The sequence below is a fragment of the Massilia sp. LXY-5 genome (assembly GCF_059801075.1).
The window spans coordinates 258,690-274,847 of sequence record NZ_JBNNEH010000001.1 but is presented as its reverse complement, the minus strand read 5'-3'; the positions used below and the strand labels follow the sequence as shown (position 1 = coordinate 274,847).

Below are 16,158 nucleotides of genomic sequence, written 5' to 3'. Positions count from 1 at the left end.
TCCGCTCGATTCCGTCCATGGCACATGCGCCGCTCAGGCGGGTGTGCGCGCCTCCTCGATGTCCGCCGGCGCGGCCGGGTCGGGAGCTGGGCAAGACGCAAATCGCCGCCGCGCGTAGCCGACCAGTCCGGGCAGCTGCAGCAGCACCAGCACCCCGAACGCCACCTGGTACGCCAAGGCCGGATAATGCCCGCCGCCGTCCGGATGCCACAGCCCGACCACCAGTCCGAACCCGGCCTGCACCAGGAAGGCGCCGACAAAAATCAGGAGGTTCAGGCAGGTCGCGGCGCGGCCCGTCAGCTCGCGCGGCATGCTCTGGGCAACGATCGCGTATTCGATGCCGGTGATCGTGCCCACCAGCGTGAACAGCACCGACAGCAGCTGGAAGCTCGGCTTGTAGCCGAACACGAAAGCCGCCTGCACCAGCATGAACAGGGCAATCCCGGCGCCGGCGACGTCGAGCGGCGTCACGCCGCGCCGGCCCGCCCATTCGGTGATCATGCCCACCGCGATCGCCCCGAAGATGACGGCGGCCATGCCGAGATACAGCAGGTAGGCCACGGCATCGTTCGGAAAGCGCGCCACGTCCGCCAGCCAGCGCCCGATCCACAGGCCCTGGATCCCGAAGAACACCGCATGCGGCAGCAGGACCAGGGAAATGGTCGAGCGAAACGCGGGCGTGCGGTAGACGCTGAGGATCGAGGACAGCATCGGCGGGCGGTTGCCGGTGGATGCCGCGCTGCGCGGCGCGAACAGCCAGATCAGGGCACCGCTGGCGGCGATGCATGCTGCCAGCAGCACGAACAGCCCGCGCCAGTCCGTGTATTCGAGCGCCATGCGCACCGGCATGGTCGACGATGCCGCACCGAGGCCGCCGACCGCGATCAGGTAGCCGTGCACCGAAGGCAGCTTGCCCGGTGCGATCCAGGTCGAGATGGCTTTCACGGCCGACATGAAGCAGCCGCCCAGGCCCAGGCCCATGATCGCCCGCGCCAGCACCAGCTGGCCGAAGCCCTGGCCGCGCGCGAACAGCAGGGCCCCGACGGCCGCCACCAGCATCAGCAGCAGTTGTACCTTGCGCGGCCCGTAGCGGTCGAGCGCAATCCCGACCGGCAGCTGCACCAGCGCGAAGGCGAAGAAGAAGGCGCTGGTGAGCAGGCCCAGTTGCCCCGGCGTGAGCGCGAGCGAGCCGACCAGGTCGGGGGCCAGCACGGCGTTCACGTTGCGCAGCAGCGAGGACAGGTAGTGTCCCAGCGCGAACGGCAGGAACACGTAGAAGAAAACCGCCACGCCGGACAGGCGTGGCGCGTTCTGGTCGCCCATGGCGGGTCCGGGTCCGGGTTCAGCTCAAGCAGCGCTGGGCTGGCTGTCGCTGGCGCGGCGGTCGTTCTGCGACGCCTGCACGATCGGGATCACGCGGCCGGCGGGTCCGTGGTGGCCGCCTTCGCCGGCCTCGTCTTCGAAGAAGAACTTCTTGCGCCCAAAAGCCGGTTTCAGGTGGTCGAGCCAGGTGGCTTCCGAGTCGTATTTGGCGAAGAAGGGCTTACGCACCCATTCCGGATTGCGCGCCTGCAGGAACTGCAGCGCGAACAGTTTTTCGCCATTGATCGTCACCACGCCGTCGATCACGACCTTGCCCGGGAAGGCGCTCATCGAAGGACCGCGCACGGTGCGCGACAGGCCCGAGACCATCGAATAGGCCTGCTGGAAGATCTCGTGTGCGCGCGCCAGGGGCAGCGAAAAATACTCGCTCGGACCGGTGTCGCGCTCGACGAACATGTAGTACGGGATGGCGCCCAGGCGCACGCCGGTCGTCCACAGCTCGGCCCAGCTCTTCGGGTCTTCGTTGATGTGGCGGATCAGCGGGCCCTGCATGCGCAGCGTGGCGCCGGTGCCGACGATGCGTTTGACTGCCTGCTGCGCGATCGGCTGGCGCAGCTCCACCGCATGGTTGTAGTGGCCCATGATGGCGAGGTTTTTGCCGGCTTTTACCACCCGCTCGAACAGGCGCATCAGGTCATCCGAATCCTTGTCCGAGACGTAGCGCTGCGGCCAGTAGGCAACCGACTTGGTGCCGATGCGGATGTTCTGGATATGCGCCAGCTCCGGCGCCAGCAGCGGCTCGAGGAATTCGGTCAGCGAGCGCGTATTCATGATCATCGGGTCGCCGCCGGTGATCAGGACGTCGGTCACGTCCGGATGCGTCTTGAGGTAGGCGACGAGCTCCGAGCATTCGCGGGCGTCGAACTTCATGTCGTCCATGCCGACGAACTGCGGCCAGCGGAAGCAGAAGGTGCAGTAGGCGTGGCAGGTCTGGCCCGAACTCGGGAAAAACAGCACGGTTTCCTTGTATTTGTGCTGCAAGCCCTTCAGGGGCGCATCGTTCACGCGCGGCACGTTATGGGTCATCTGGCCGGCCGGGTGCGGGTTCATGCGCATGCGGATCTGGTGCACCAGCTTTGCGATCGCCGCATCGTCCTTTTTATGCAGCACCAGGTCGCGCAGCTGTTCGTACTCGCGAGCCGGCAGCATGTCGCGGTGCGGGAAGGTGAGCCGGAAAATCGGGTCGTCGGGAATCCGGTCCCAGTCGATCAGTTGGTCGAGCACATATTCGTTGACGCGAAACGGCAGCACATGCGAGACGACCTGGGTTGCTTCCTGCAACTCTGGACTCATCCATTGCCACTGACGGGCAAGCGCGATGGTCTGGCGTGTATACGGCTTGAACTTGGCGGGCGTCGATTCGGTGGTGGTCACGGGCATGCTCCTGGAAAGGAAAGATGGGGTGGGGCGACGGACGAATTCTTGAGTAAGAAGTTGCCGACGGGAACTCATCGTAGAGCGTGCACGGCGCGCGCAATTGCACACAATCAATCAAATACACACAAAATTTCCACATGGAATTGAATGTTTGCTGCAAGACATGTGGCGCCATGTGTGCAGCGTCCTTACCCATTTGCGATAGCGCAAGTTGCCTAGCGAAAGTGCAGCGTACATTCCTCAATGCACTTAGGAAAGTTTCCCTCCAGCTGGATTCAACCGAAAGGACCGTTCTCATGAAGCTGCTCGCCACTGCCACCGCCCTGTGCCTCGGACTCGCCTGCTCGGGTGCATTGGCCGAACCGACCGAAAAGGATGCGATCGCGATGGCCGAACGCGGCGCCGCCCTGATCAAGGCCAAGGGCAAGGATGAAATGATGAAGCGCATCAACGCCAAGGATCCGGACTTCGTCCAGGGCGAACTGTATGTCGACCTGCGCGACGTCAAGACCGGCATCGTGCTGGCGCACCCGTACAACCCGTCGATCGTCGGCAAGGACCTGACCGACGTGCCTGACGCGAACGGCAAGAAATACCGCCGCGAAATCATCGAACTGGCCGCCGCCAAGGGTAAAGGCTGGGTCGATTACCAGTACAAGAACCCGACCAACGGCAAGATCGAGCCGAAGACGACCTATATCCTGCTGGTCGACGGCGTCGTGCTGGAAGCCGGTATCTACAAGAAGTAAACGTGGTCTCACCTGGGGCGGCTTCGGCCGCCTTTTTTCATTGCGGGAGAACGGGATGCTGAAAAAACTACGGATTGGCCCGAAGCTGCTCTTGGCGCCGGGGTTGGTGCTCGTGCTGCTGACGCTGCTTTCCGGCGCCGCCTATTACGGCATGGTGCGCCAGCATGCCTCGCTCGAGAACATGGTGCAGGTGCGCGCGGCGCGCCTGCAGGACGCGGCCGATGTCGCCGGCGACGCCAAGTACGCGCACGCGAACATTTATCAGTTGCTGGCCTGGGTCAGCGGCAGCTTCGCCAAGAACCGGCTCGATGCCCTCGTCAAGGAGATCAACAACAAGCACGCGGACATCAAGACCCGCCTGGACGCGCTGGCGAAAGTCGCCGAGCCGTCCGAGCGCAAGCTGATCGAGGCCTCCAGGACCGCCCTCGCCGCTTACCGAAAGGCGGTCCTCGACACCATCGAGATGGCCTCGGTCGACCAGTCGATCGCGACCAATTCGATGCAGAAGGCGGAGAAGGAATTCGTCACACTGAATACCCAGCTGGCCCAGCTGGCGACGCTGGAAACGCACCTGAGCGAGCAGGCCTATGCCGCCGCCGGCGCCGAGTTCCGCACGCTCGGCATCTCGATGGCGGTGCTGGTCGTGCTGTCGATCGCGCTCTCGCTCACGGTGACGATGCTGGTGCGGCGCGCCATGCTGTCCGACATCCGGGCGATTTCGGACGTGGTGTCCGAACTGGCCGAAGGGCGCCTCGCCAGCGCCACCGATAGCGATGGCAAAGACGAGATCGCCGACACGTCGCGTGCGCTCGACCACACGATCGGCACCCTGACCACGACGCTGCACGCGATCCTGACCTCGGTGCGCTCGATCGACACCGCTTCGAAGGAGATCGCCACCGGCAACCTCGACCTGTCGACCCGCACCGAGATGCAGGCCGGCTCGCTCGAGCAGACCGCCAGCGCGATGGAAACGCTGACGGTGGCGGTGAAGGACAACGCGAATAACGCACGCCTGGCGACCGACCTCGCGGCCGAAGCGGCGCGCCTGGCCGATCACGGCGGCCAGGCGGTCGACCGCGCGGTGACGACGATGGAATCGATCCGGGCCAGCTCGCGCAAGATCGTCGAGATCATCGGCGTCATCGACGGCATCTCGTTCCAGACCAATATCCTGGCCCTGAACGCGGCGGTCGAAGCGGCGCGCGCCGGGGAACAGGGGCGCGGCTTCGCCGTGGTCGCCTCCGAAGTGCGCACGCTGGCACAGCGTTCGGCGGCGGCGGCGAAGGAAATCAAGTCGCTGATCGCGGACTCGGTCTCGATCATCGACGGCGGCGCCGCTTCCGTCAACGAAGCGGGCAACAGCATGGGCCACATCGTCGCCTCGGTCAAACAGGTGAACGACATCATCGAGCGCATCAGCGTGGCCAGCACCGAGCAGGCCGACGGCATTGCGGAGGTCAATCGCGCGGTGGGGCAGATGGACGACATGACCCAGCAGAACGCGGCCCTGGTCGAGGAAGCGGCGGCGGCCGCGGAAAGTCTGCATGAGCAGACGGTGAACCTGGCGCGCGCGGTCTCGGTGTTCAAAATCGAGGGCATCGAGCCGCTGGCCGAGGCATCCGAAACGTCCCAAACGTGCGATATGGCCGAGTTCCAGGATCCGGCGGAGCGGCGCGCGCCGGGCAGCGCGATGCGCGGCACGCCGCGCGCCCTGCCGGATGCCGGCGCTGCCGTCAAAAGCGCGCGCCGCGAGCGGATCAGCGGAACGGACGGCTGACGAAGCGGGAGCCGGCCAGGCCGAAACGCCAGGGCACGTCCATCGCCTTGGAGATGCCGATCCGGGGGCCGCTGACGATCTCCAGTCCGGCCGGCGCGGCCTCCAGCGCGAACGGAGGCTGCGCCAGCGAGCGGCCGTTGAAGTCGCGCGTCACCTCCAGTGCCTGGCACAGTTTTCCGGGCCCCGAGCACAGCGCCGCGATGTCCTCGGCATCGCGGCGCGCGCGCATCACGTCAATCCCCGCCAGCGGCTCGATCGCACGGATCAGCACCCCGGCGCCGTGCCCCTCCTCGCGGCAGACGAAATTCAGGCACCAGTGGATGCCGTAGGAGCGATAGACGTAACAATGCGCCGGTGGGCCGAACATCGCCATATTGCGCTCGGTAGGACCGGAAAAGGCATGCGAGGCCGGGTCTTCGCGGTCATAGGCCTCGGTCTCGACGATGCGTCCGCCGACGCCGTCGACCAGCACCACGACCCCGATCAACTGGCGCGCGACGATCTCGCTGGGCGCATAAAAATCGATTCCTGCAAGGTTCGCTGTGTTCATGCGAGCGATTTTAGGCCTTCCGACAACACCGTTCTGTCCGATTTTCCACATAAGCTGGCCTATTACTGCAAGGAAATGCAGCATCGTTTATAGTGACGGTCTTCGCTTTTATTTCCCCTAAGCACCTTTCTTCCATGAGTAATGTTGCCGCTAAAGCAATGCCAACGCGTGCCGCATCGCGCGTCGCGGTGCCCGCTGCCGCGCCGGCCGACCCGGTTGACGAGCTGATCAAGTCGATCCGCATCCCGCCGCGTCCCACCCTGCTGGCCGACCTGCAGGCGGAACTGGCCTCAAGCGATCCCTCTCCCGAACGCATCGGCCGCATCGTCGCGCGCGACGTCGGCATGGCCGGCGCCCTGCTGAAGCTCGCCAATTCGTCGCTGTTCGGCGGGCGCCGCGCGAAGTCGATCGAGCAGGCGATCTTGTTCCTCGGGATTAACCAGGTGGCGGCCCTGATGACCGGCCTGCTGGCGCGCCAGGCGATTCCGGTCGAGCGCGCGGCCCTCGCCAACTTCTGGGACGTATCGACCAAGCGCTCGCACGCGATGGTGTTCCTGTCGCGCCGCCTGCGCATCGGCGCGCCCGATATCGCCCATACCTTCGGCCTGTTCTGCGATACCGGCATGCCGCTTCTGGTAAATCGCTTTCCCGACTACGAAGCCACGTTCCTGGACGCCGGCGCCGAAGCGGTGCGGGCGTTCACGGCACTCGAGGACGAGCGCCACAGCACCAACCACGCGGCCGTCGGCACCCTGCTGGCGCGTAACTGGGGCTTGTCGAGCGAGGTGTCCTGGGCCATCCTGCACCACCACGACTACGCCGTGCTGGAAGACGAGCACACCGACGACGTCGTGCGCTCGCTGGTCGCCCTGTCGCTGCTGGCCGAGCGCGCAATCCGCCGCTACCAGGGCCACGCCGGCTCGCCGGAATGGGACAAGGGCGGCGAGCGCGCGCGCGCCTATCTCTCGCTCGACGAGGACGAAACAGCCGAACTGCTGGACGAACTCGAGGAAGCGCTGCACGACGACCACTAGGCTTTGACAGGCCGCCCCGCCAGGACGATACTGAAGTGTCGCTACCGGCTGGGAGGCATGATGAGAACCTGGATTTTGTCGCTGCTCGTGTTGCTGTCCGGCTGCGCCCACGTGGGCCAGCCCCCTGTCTCCACCAGCCGCATCGCCGCCCTCCTCGACGACGCCGCCTTTCCGCCGCCAGCGGCACGGGTCGATGCGAACGGCCTGTTCGCACTCAGCCCCGCGATGCGGCATCACCTCAACAGCACAGCCTTCCGCACGCTCCTGCGCGAGAACGGTCAGGCATCAGGCCTGTTGCGCGCCCTTTACGACCGCCACGAACTCGCGCTCGACTACGATTCCACCTACACCGGTACGGCCGCCGAGACCTATGCCGCGCGCAAGGGTAACTGCCTGTCGCTGGTGATCATGACTGCCGCCTTCGCGCGCGAACTGGGCATGAGCGTGCGCTTCCAGGAGGTGCAGGTCGAGGAAACCTGGAGCCGCGACCGTGCGCTCTACCTCGTCAGTTCGCACGTGAACCTGGTGCTCGGCGCAGGCGGACCGCGCGGCGATTACGACACCTCGGCCATATTGACCGTCGATTTCGTGCCGCTGCCGCCCCAGGCCAGCGAGCGCGTGCGCTTTCTCGACGAAGCCGATATCGTCGCGCGCTACATGAACAACCGCGCGGCGGAAGAACTGGCGCAGGGGCGCTACACCGACGCCTACTGGTGGGCGCGCGGCGCCCTCCTGAAAAAACCGGCCTTGACGGCCGCGCTCAACACCCTGGGCGTCGTCTACGAGCGCAGCGGACGCTCGCTGCTGGCCGAACAGGTCTACCGCGCCGCCCTCGACCAGGAACCCGACAGCCTGGTCGTGATGCAGAACCTGGCCCCGGTACTGGCCGCCAACGGCAAAGGCACCGAGTCCGCGGCGCTGGCACAGCGGCTGGCGCGCCTCTATCCGGCGCCGCCTTATCACTACTTCGACCAGGGGATGCGCGCCTATACGGCCGGGAGGTTCGCAGAAGCACGCGCACTGTTCGCCCGCGAAGTGGCGCGCGCGCCCTACAACGACGAGTTCCATTTCTGGCTCGGCATCGCAAACATGCAGCTGGGAGAGTTGGGAACGGCGGAGAAGCAGCTGGCGCTGGCGCGCGATACGAGCGTGCGCGGCGAAACGCGCGAGCGCTATTCGGCGAAGCTGGCGCACCTGCGCGGCATCGGAGCCGGAACGCGCCGCAATTGAGGCGGTGGAGAACTGAAGGGAGTAAGGACGGCTCGCCAGGAGCAGGAGCCGTCCTGGGGGCGCGATTATATGGCCGCGCCGCTGCGACGATGGCGGATCCCGATGGGCGCGTTGCACGCATCGAGGTCCAGCCACCAACGACTTAACGGCGCCCGCTCAGCGGCGGCGCTGGAAGCCGCCCGTACGTGGCGCCGGGGCGCCGCGTGTTTCGATGTGACGGAACACGATGCGGCCCTTGTTCAGGTCATAAGGCGACAATTCCAGCGTCACCTTGTCGCCGGCCAGGATGCGGATGTGGTTTTTTTTCATCCGGCCCGAGGTGTAGGCGATCAGCTTGTGGCCGTTGTCGAGATCGACGCGGAAGCGCAGTTCCGGCAGCACTTCGGTCACGAGGCCATTCATTTCGATGAGTTCTTCTTTTGCCATGGTGTTTTCCTTTAAAGATGGGTGTTTCAAGCTGGCGCAAGATGACGGCGCCGCGACGATGCTGCTCGATGCCAGTGCCTGAAGCTTGACTGGATCGGAATAAGAGGTGAATGGGCCGCTATCTGGCGGACAGTTGACGGCGGCGGCTTCGATCCGGGACTGCAGCCGGACGCCGACCTGCGCGGGAAGAAAAAAAAGCCCGCTTGCTGCGGGCTTCGTTTCAATGGTTTGCCAATGCTTGTATCGCTGCTCCAGCCGATGCTATCTGCAAGGTGCGGAGCCCTGGACGCCCGCGCTATCTGCGTGGTGCCTCCATCGGTGTAAGTCGACCAACGTATCTCGAATCACAATCCCGCTCGGCTGGTCGCTGGCGACATTACACATATCGCGTTGCGGGCTGCTGCGGGATGTCTTCCAGGCCTTGAGGCCTCGACGACTGGAACCAGTGTAACACGGATCGGCAAACGACGTATGGACGAGCGGTTTATTCACCGCTCGCCTGCAACAGTTCAGCCGATACCGCGGACGCCACGCAGGGAACCTCGGTCAGGTCGCGGTAGACGAGAAGCCTGCGCCGCTCGGCTGCCGCGACCATCCGGTCAGCACCCGCCGACGGGCCGCCGATACGCAGGACCGCGTCGCAATGCGCGAGCAGACGTTCGCAATGCGCATGGAAGATGGCGTCGTACACGCTGTCGCCAATGGCCTGCGATCCGACCGCATGGACGATGGGCAGCGCCAGCCATTCGCCCAGCACGGGCACGTGTCCACGCTCGTACAGCGGCAAGGCGCATGCCTCCATCGCAGCCACATTCGCCGCCAGGCGCGCCGGATCGTCGCCGGTCCCGGAACGGTAAGGACCGGCAATCAGGATCATCATGCTGCGCGGCGCGAGCAGGTTCAAATGCAGGTACTGCAGCAGCATGATGGTCTTGCCGTCCATGATTTCGCCGCGTGCAACCATCGCCATGGCTTCGTCGGCATCGAGCTCGAGCACCTCGATGTCCTCGCCTTCCGCTTCCAGGCCACCGCCCTCGCCCACTTGCGAGCGGGCGTCGTATTCGCCGACGAAGAAGTGGAGCCTTTCCGTGACCGATCCGGGACTCATGAAGACGTCGAATACCTTGTCCAGGTGCCCGATGCGGCGGCCGGTTTCCTCTTCCAGTTCGGCGCGGATGCGCTGTTCCGGGCTGGCCTTGTCGAGCAGGCCAGCAGCCGCCTCGATCAGGAAGCCGTCATGTCCATTGACATAGGCGGGAAAACGGAACTGGCGCGTCAGCAGCACCGTGCGCCGCGCGCGGTTGTACAGCAGCGCGGTGGCGCCATTGCCGCGGTCGTAGGTCTCGCGGGTCAGCGTCTGCCAGCGGCCGTCGCGCCGGCAATAGTCGAAGGTGGTCTTTTTCAGCACATGCCAATCGTCAGCCAGCAATTGCTCGTGACGAATACGGACGCGTTCCTGCATGACTTTCTCCGAATAGTTTGCACTCTTGCATACTATCGTGCAAAATCGTGCAATATCAAGATAAATCGTGTAGCCATGTTGACTTCCCAGCGAAAACTCATCCTGTTGGACTTGCTCAAGCAGGAAGGCAAAATCGTCGCCAAGGCCGCTGCAGGCCTGCTCGACGTATCGGAAGACACGATCCGGCGCGACCTGCGCGAACTGGCCGGAGAAGGCCTGCTGCAGCGTGTCCACGGCGGCGCCCTGCCCGCCTCGCCTGCGATGGCCGATTTCACGGCGCGCCAGCACATTGCCGTCGACGACAAGAGCGCCATCGGCCGCGTCGCCGCGCAACTGATCCAGCCGGGACAGGTCGTCTTCATCGACGGCGGCACCACCTCAGCGCAACTGGTGCGGCACCTGCCTTGGGACTTGCAAGCGACCGTGATCACGCACAGCCCTTCGGTCGCCGTCGAGCTGAGCACGCATCCGGGCGTCGAGGTGATCATGCTGGGCGGGCGCCTGTTCAAGCATTCGGTGGTGGGCGTCGGTTCGGCGACCGTGGAGGCGATCCGGCAAGTGCGCGCCGACGTGTATTTTATGGGGGTGTGCAGCGTGCACCCGGAGGCCGGCCTGTCGACCGGCGACTTCGAAGAAGCCTGCGTGAAGCGCGCCCTCAGTGCGGCGGCCGCGGAGACGATCGTACTGGCCTCCCCCGAAAAGCTGGCGACGGCTTCCCCTTACCAGGTCATCCCGCTGGACGAGCTCTCGGGACTGGTGACGATGGCAAGCGTGTCGGAAGAGATCCTCGCACCCTACCGCAAGCGTGGGATTTCAATTCACCTGGCGTAAGCGGGCGGGAAGGTCACAGCAGGGAGCCCTGGGCCGGGGCAGGGAGATCGGGCGCGTCGCTTGCGACCAGCTGGCGCCAGATTTGGAGCTTCTGTTCGAAGCTCAGCGCCATGTGGGCCGGTGAACTGGACGGCAGCACGACGGTCCGGTAGCCGGCCTGTTCGAACTGGCCCGCGAATTTTCCTGACGCCTGGCCGTTGAAGCCGACCGTTTTCAATTCCGGGCAAAGCGCGTGCAGGCGCTCGAAATCGTTGGCGGCCGGTTTGCGGATGGCGGAATCGAGGCTGCCTTCGCGCTCGCAGGCACCCAATACGTCCCACAGGCCGATGCCGTGCGCCAGCAGGCGCGGCAGGCGCTGTTCGTAAGGCAGCGCCGCGAGGTCTTCGTCGACCAATGCGGAGACCAGGCGCCAGAACTGGTTGCGCGGATGCGCGTAGTACTGGGCGGCGGCAAGCGACCGCGCGCCCGGAAAACTGCCGAGGATGAGGATGCGGATGCCTGGGGCGAGTACCGGCGCCAGGCCGGTCAGCAGGGTGGATTCAATCGGTGCCGAAGTCGTCATGCGCCGATTGTAGCCTCGCCCGCTCGGCGGGGCCGCACATAAAAAACGGCGAACCCGCCAGGGGTTCGCCGCAAGGGGCACACGATAAAACCAGGGATCGAATCAGCGCGCGGCGAGCGGCAGCGTTTGCGCTGCCGGCGCATCCCAGCCGCCGCCCAGCGCCCGGATCAGGGCAACCGTCGTCAGCACCTGGTTGCCGCGCAGCTGGACCGCGCTGCGCTCGACGGAGGCCAGGTTGCGCTGGGCGTCGAGCAGGTCGAGGTAGCTCGAGCGGCCGGCATCGTAGAGCTTGCGCGCCAGTTCCGCCGAACGGCGTGCCGAGCGCACGGCGTCGTCGACCTCTACACCCTGCTCGGCCAGGATGCGCACGCCGGCCAGGTTGTCCTCGACCTCGGCAAAGGCGACCAGCACGCTTTGCCGGTACGCCGCGACCGACTCTTCCAGCGCCGCCTCGCTGCGCGTCACGTTGGCCTTGTTGCGGCCGCCGTCGATGATCGGCAGCGACAGCAGCGCGCCCAGCACCCAGGAGCGGCTGCTCCAATTGAACACCTCGGCCATCGTGCCGCCGACGCCGCCGCCCGCGGCATTGATGTTCAGCGCCGGGAACATGGCGGCGCGCGCCACGCCGATGCGGGCATTCGCCGCTTCCATCGTGCGCTGGGCGGCGGCGATGTCGGGCCGGCGCTCGAGCAGGGTCGAGGGCAGTCCGGCGGGAATCGCCGGCAGCGCGACGCCCTCCGGCAGCGGACTGGTACTCGCCGTGAAGCGCGCGGCCGGACGGCCCAGCAGCACGGCGAGTGCGTGTTCGGCATTCGTGCGCTGGCGCTGCAGGCCGATCGCCTCGGCCCGCGTGGCCGACAGTTCGGTCTTGGCGCGGGTCAGGTCGAATTCGCCGATATCTCCCAGGTCGAAACGGCGCTGGTTGACGCGCACGCTTTCCTCGCGCAGGCGCACCGCGTCGTCGACGGTCGCCAGTTCGGCGTCGAGGGTGCGCAGGCGGAACCACTGTTGCGCCACGTCCGCCTGCAGAGACAGCAGCACCGAGCGGTAACTGGCCTCGCTGGCGCCGGCATCCTGGCGCGCCGCTTCCACGCTGGAACTCACACGGCCGAACAGGTCGACTTCGTAGCTGGCACTCAGGCTGGCGCTGTAGCTGGTGTGCGGCGCAAGCGCACTGCCCTGCGGCAGGCCCGATTCCAATGCCGATGGCCGGGCGCGCTGGGCACCGACACCCAGGCCGACCTGCGGCATGCGCTCCGCTTGCGCAATTCCGGCAATCGCCCTTGCCTGTTTCACGCGCGCCGCAGCCACGGCCAGGCTGGCGTTGTTCTTGCTCGCCTCGTCGACCAGTTCCGTCAGTCCCGGGTCCTGGAAGGCGAGCCACCATTCGCCGCGCGGCTGCTGCTCGGCCGGGCGGGCCGGGGCCCAGCGGCTACCGTCGGCAGCGGTGAGAACAGGGGCCGCTTCCTTGAACGCCACCGGCGTATCGAGCGCAGGCTGCCTGAAGACAGGCGCGGCGCAGGCGGTCAGCAGCAGTGCCGCCAATAGCGGGGCTATGAAGCGGGGTGCAATACCGCGTGCAATCATCGATTTCATTGTGCGACTCCTTCCACTGCCACCACCGCAGGAGCGGCGGCAGGCTTCTCGAAACGTTTGGCGAAGGTGCGCAGCAGGACGTAGAACAGCGGCGTCAGGAACAGGCCGAAGAAGGTCACGCCCAGCATGCCGGCGAACACGGCGACGCCCATCGCATGGCGCATCTCGGCGCCGGCGCCACTACTGAACACGAGCGGCACCACACCCATGATGAAGGCGATCGAGGTCATCAGGATCGGACGCAGGCGCAGGCGGCTCGCTTCCAGTGCGGCGTCGATCACGCTGCGGCCATGGTGTTCCAGCTCCCTGGCGAATTCCACGATCAGGATCGCGTTCTTCGAGGCCAGTCCCACCAGCACGAACAGCGCGATCTGGGTGAACACGTTGTTGTCGCCGCCGGTCAATTTGACGCCGACCAGGGCGCACAAGATCGACATCGGCACGATCAGGATCACGGCCAGCGGCAGCGTCCAGCTTTCGTACTGGGCGGCCAGCACCAGGAACACCAGCAGCACGCACAGCGGGAAGACGAAGACCATGGTATTCCCCGACAGGATGTCCTGGTAGGTGAGATCCGTCCATTCATACGCGATCCCTTTCGGCAGCGTCTCTTTCGCGATCTGCTCGAAGATGGCTTGCGCCTGGCCCGAGGAGACGCCGGCCGCCGGGCCGCCGTTCATGTCGGCCGTCACATAGGCGTTATAGCGCTGCACGCGGTCCGGGCCATAGCTGTCCTTCACCTGCATCAGCGAGGACAGCGGAATCATCTCGCCCTTCACGCTGCGTACCTTCAGCTGCGCGATCTGCTCCGGCTGCGAGCGGAACTGGGCGTCCGCCTGCACCCGCACCTGGTAAGTCCGGCCGAACTGGTTGAAATCGTTCACGTAGAGCGAACCGAGGTTCACCTGCAAGGTCTGGTAGATGGTCTGCAGCGGCACCCCGAGCTGCTTGGCTTTTACCCGGTCGATGTCGGCGAACAGCTGCGGCACGTTGATCTGGTAGCTCGAGAACACGCCCTGCAAACGCGGATCGGCCCAGGCCTTGGCCTGCATCGCCTGCGCCGCCTTGTACAGCGCGTCGTAGCCGAGGTTGCCGCGGTCTTCCAGCATCATCTTGAAACCGCCGGTGGTCCCCAGGCCGCTCACCGGTGGCGGCGGCAGCACCATCACGAAGGCGTCTTCCACGGCGCCCATGCGCTTGTTGATTTCGGCGGCGATCGCTTCCGCGGACTGCTCCTTGCCGTGGCGCTCGCTGAACGGTTTCAAGGTCGTGAACACGATGCCGGCGTTCGGCGCATTGGTAAAACCGTTGATCGACAGGCCCGGGAAGGCCACCGAGGAATCGACGCCCGGGATTTCCTTGGCGATGGCCGACATGCGGCGGATCACGGCGTCGGTACGGTCGAGCGAGGCGGCGTCCGGCAGCTGGGCGAAACCGATCAGATAGGCCTTGTCCTGCTGCGGCACGAAGCCCGGCGGCACCGCCTTGAACATGAACAGGGCCGCCACACCCAGCACCGCATACACGGCCAGCGACATGGTCTTGCGACGCAGGACCGTCTGCACGCCGCCTTCGTAACGGTGCGAGGCACGGCCGAAGAAGCGGTTAAAGGCGGCAAAGAAGCGGCCGAAGACCGTGTCGATGCCACGCGTCAGGCGGTCCTTCGGCGCGTCGTGCGCTTTCAACAGCGCGGCGGACAGGGCCGGGGCCAGCGTCAGCGAAGCAAAGGCCGAAATGACGGTCGAAATCGCGATCGTCAGGGCGAACTGGCGGTAGAACTGGCCGGTCAGGCCGGAGACGAAAGCGATCGGCACGAACACGGCGCACAGCACCAGCGCGATGGCGATGATCGGGCCGGACACTTCCCGCATCGCCTGGATCGTGGCGTCATGCGGGTTCAGGCCGTTGGTGATGTTGCGCTCGACGTTTTCCACCACGACGATCGCGTCGTCGACCACGATGCCGATCGCCAGCACCAGCCCGAACAGGGACAAGGTGTTGATCGAAAAGCCGAACATCAGCATCACGGCAAAGGTGCCGACCACCGACACCGGCACGGCCAGCAGCGGGATGATGGATGCGCGCCAGCTTTGCAGGAACACGATCACGACGATCGCCACCAGCACGATCGCTTCGACCAGGGTGTGGATGACCGAGTCGATCGACTCGCTCACGAATTGGGTCGGGTCGTACACAATGCTGTATTCGACACCTTCCGGAAACTCTTTCGACAGTTCGGCCATGGTGGCGCGCACGTCTTTCGACAGCTGCAGCGCATTCGCATTTGGCGCCTCGAAAATCGGGATGGCCACCGCCGACTTGTTGTTCAGGAGCGAGCGCAGGGCATAGGAATTCGAACCCATTTCCAGGCGCGCCACGTCTTTCAGCAAGGTCGTCGAGCCGTCTTCTCCGGTCTTGACGATGATGCTGCCGAATTCCTCGACCGTCTGCAGACGGCCTTGCGTATTCACGGTCAGCTGGAACTCGGCGTCCTTCGCCGGTCCCTGGCCGATCACGCCGGCCGCGACCTGCACGTTCTGTTCGCGGATCGCGTCGACGATGTCGCCGGCGACCAGGCCGCGCGCAGCCACCTTTTGCGGGTCGAGCCAGACACGCATCGCGTAGTCGCCGGAGCCGAACAGCTGCACCTCTCCCATGCCCTCGATGCGCGCCAGGCGGTCCTTGATGTTCAGGGTCGCGTAGTTGCGCAGATACAGGTCGTCATAGCGGCCGTCCGGGGAATTCAGGTGCACCACCATCGTCAGGTTCGGCGAGCTTTTCACCGTCGTGACGCCGATCTGGCGCACCTCTTCCGGCAGGCGCGGCAGCGCGCGCTGGACGCGGTTCTGCACTTGCGTCTCGGCCTGCTCGACGTTGGTACCGATGGCGAAGGTCACCGTCAGCATCAGCGCGCCGTCCGAGGTATTTTGCGAGGACATGTAGAGCATGTTCTCGACGCCGTTGATCTGCTCTTCCAGCGGCGCGGCCACGGTTTCGGCGATCACCTTCGGGTTGGCGCCCGGGTACTGGGCGCGCACCACGATCGAGGGCGGGACCACGTCCGGGTATTCCGAAACCGGCAATTGGAAAATTGCGATCAGGCCCGACACGAAGACGAGCACCGACAGCACGACGGCAAAAATCGGTTTGTCGACAAAGAAGCGTGAGAAGTTCATGG

At 65.4% G+C, this 16,158-nt stretch carries 12 protein-coding genes and 1 pseudogene; 5 read left to right on the top strand and 8 right to left on the bottom strand.

Annotated elements, in window-relative coordinates:
• Positions 1-33: 33 nt before the first annotated feature.
• Positions 34-1,323 (bottom strand): MFS transporter, encoded by a 1,290-nt coding sequence (locus ACI48I_RS01220; protein WP_498573101.1) that lies wholly within the window; start codon positions 1,321-1,323, stop codon positions 34-36.
• A gap of 24 nt (positions 1,324-1,347) precedes the next feature.
• Entirely contained in the window at positions 1,348-2,763 is a 1,416-nt protein-coding gene (locus ACI48I_RS01215) for a KamA family radical SAM protein (RefSeq protein ID WP_193688265.1), read from the bottom strand.
• 293 nt (positions 2,764-3,056) lie between these two features.
• On the opposite strand from ACI48I_RS01215, the gene ACI48I_RS01210 reads away from it, so the two are divergent.
• Both ACI48I_RS01210 and ACI48I_RS01205 read left to right on the top strand, forming a co-directional pair.
• Positions 3,057-3,509: a cache domain-containing protein gene (locus ACI48I_RS01210; protein WP_193688264.1), complete on the top strand. Its 453-nt coding sequence runs from the start codon at positions 3,057-3,059 to the stop codon at positions 3,507-3,509.
• A 55-nt stretch (positions 3,510-3,564) separates the two neighbouring features.
• Entirely contained in the window at positions 3,565-5,289 is a 1,725-nt protein-coding gene (locus ACI48I_RS01205; protein WP_498573100.1) for a methyl-accepting chemotaxis protein, read from the top strand.
• Here ACI48I_RS01205 and ACI48I_RS01200 read toward each other — a convergent pair.
• Positions 5,270-5,839 (bottom strand): DNA-3-methyladenine glycosylase, encoded by a 570-nt coding sequence (locus ACI48I_RS01200; protein ID WP_498573099.1) that lies wholly within the window; start codon positions 5,837-5,839, stop codon positions 5,270-5,272. The genes ACI48I_RS01205 and ACI48I_RS01200 overlap by 20 nt on opposite strands.
• 158 nt (positions 5,840-5,997) lie before the next feature.
• Here ACI48I_RS01200 and ACI48I_RS01195 point away from each other — a divergent pair, with 158 nt between their 5' ends.
• Positions 5,998-6,873, top strand: a complete 876-nt coding sequence (locus tag ACI48I_RS01195) for an HDOD domain-containing protein (RefSeq protein WP_498573098.1) — start codon at positions 5,998-6,000, stop codon at positions 6,871-6,873.
• A gap of 57 nt (positions 6,874-6,930) precedes the next feature.
• Complete coding sequence (locus ACI48I_RS01190; protein WP_498573097.1) at positions 6,931-8,103, top strand: tetratricopeptide repeat protein; 1,173 nt, start codon at positions 6,931-6,933, stop codon at positions 8,101-8,103.
• A gap of 156 nt (positions 8,104-8,259) precedes the next feature.
• Here ACI48I_RS01190 and infA read toward each other — a convergent pair whose 3' ends face one another.
• Together infA and ACI48I_RS01180 are read right to left on the bottom strand one after the other, a co-directional pair.
• A complete protein-coding gene (gene infA, locus ACI48I_RS01185) occupies positions 8,260-8,529 on the bottom strand; it encodes a translation initiation factor IF-1 (protein ID WP_193688260.1) in 270 nt (89 codons plus the stop codon).
• Between the two features lie 898 nt (positions 8,530-9,427).
• Positions 9,428-9,991, bottom strand: a pseudogene (locus ACI48I_RS01180) (NUDIX domain-containing protein); the annotation flags it as partial.
• A 75-nt stretch (positions 9,992-10,066) separates the two neighbouring features.
• Here ACI48I_RS01180 and ACI48I_RS01175 point away from each other — a divergent pair.
• Positions 10,067-10,822: a DeoR/GlpR family DNA-binding transcription regulator gene (locus ACI48I_RS01175; RefSeq protein WP_498573096.1), complete on the top strand. Its 756-nt coding sequence runs from the start codon at positions 10,067-10,069 to the stop codon at positions 10,820-10,822.
• Between the two features lie 13 nt (positions 10,823-10,835).
• Here ACI48I_RS01175 and ACI48I_RS01170 read toward each other — a convergent pair whose 3' ends face one another.
• The 3 genes from ACI48I_RS01170 to ACI48I_RS01160 form a co-directional block, all read right to left on the bottom strand.
• Entirely contained in the window at positions 10,836-11,384 is a 549-nt protein-coding gene (locus ACI48I_RS01170) for a DNA-deoxyinosine glycosylase (RefSeq protein ID WP_193688258.1), read from the bottom strand.
• Positions 11,385-11,486: 102 nt separating this feature from the next.
• Complete coding sequence (locus tag ACI48I_RS01165) at positions 11,487-12,980, bottom strand: efflux transporter outer membrane subunit (RefSeq protein WP_498573095.1); 1,494 nt, start codon at positions 12,978-12,980, stop codon at positions 11,487-11,489.
• Positions 12,977-16,156, bottom strand: a complete 3,180-nt coding sequence (locus ACI48I_RS01160) for an efflux RND transporter permease subunit (RefSeq protein WP_498573094.1) — start codon at positions 16,154-16,156, stop codon at positions 12,977-12,979. Before ACI48I_RS01160 ends, ACI48I_RS01165 begins: the two co-directional genes overlap by 4 nt.
• Positions 16,157-16,158 lie beyond the last annotated feature (2 nt).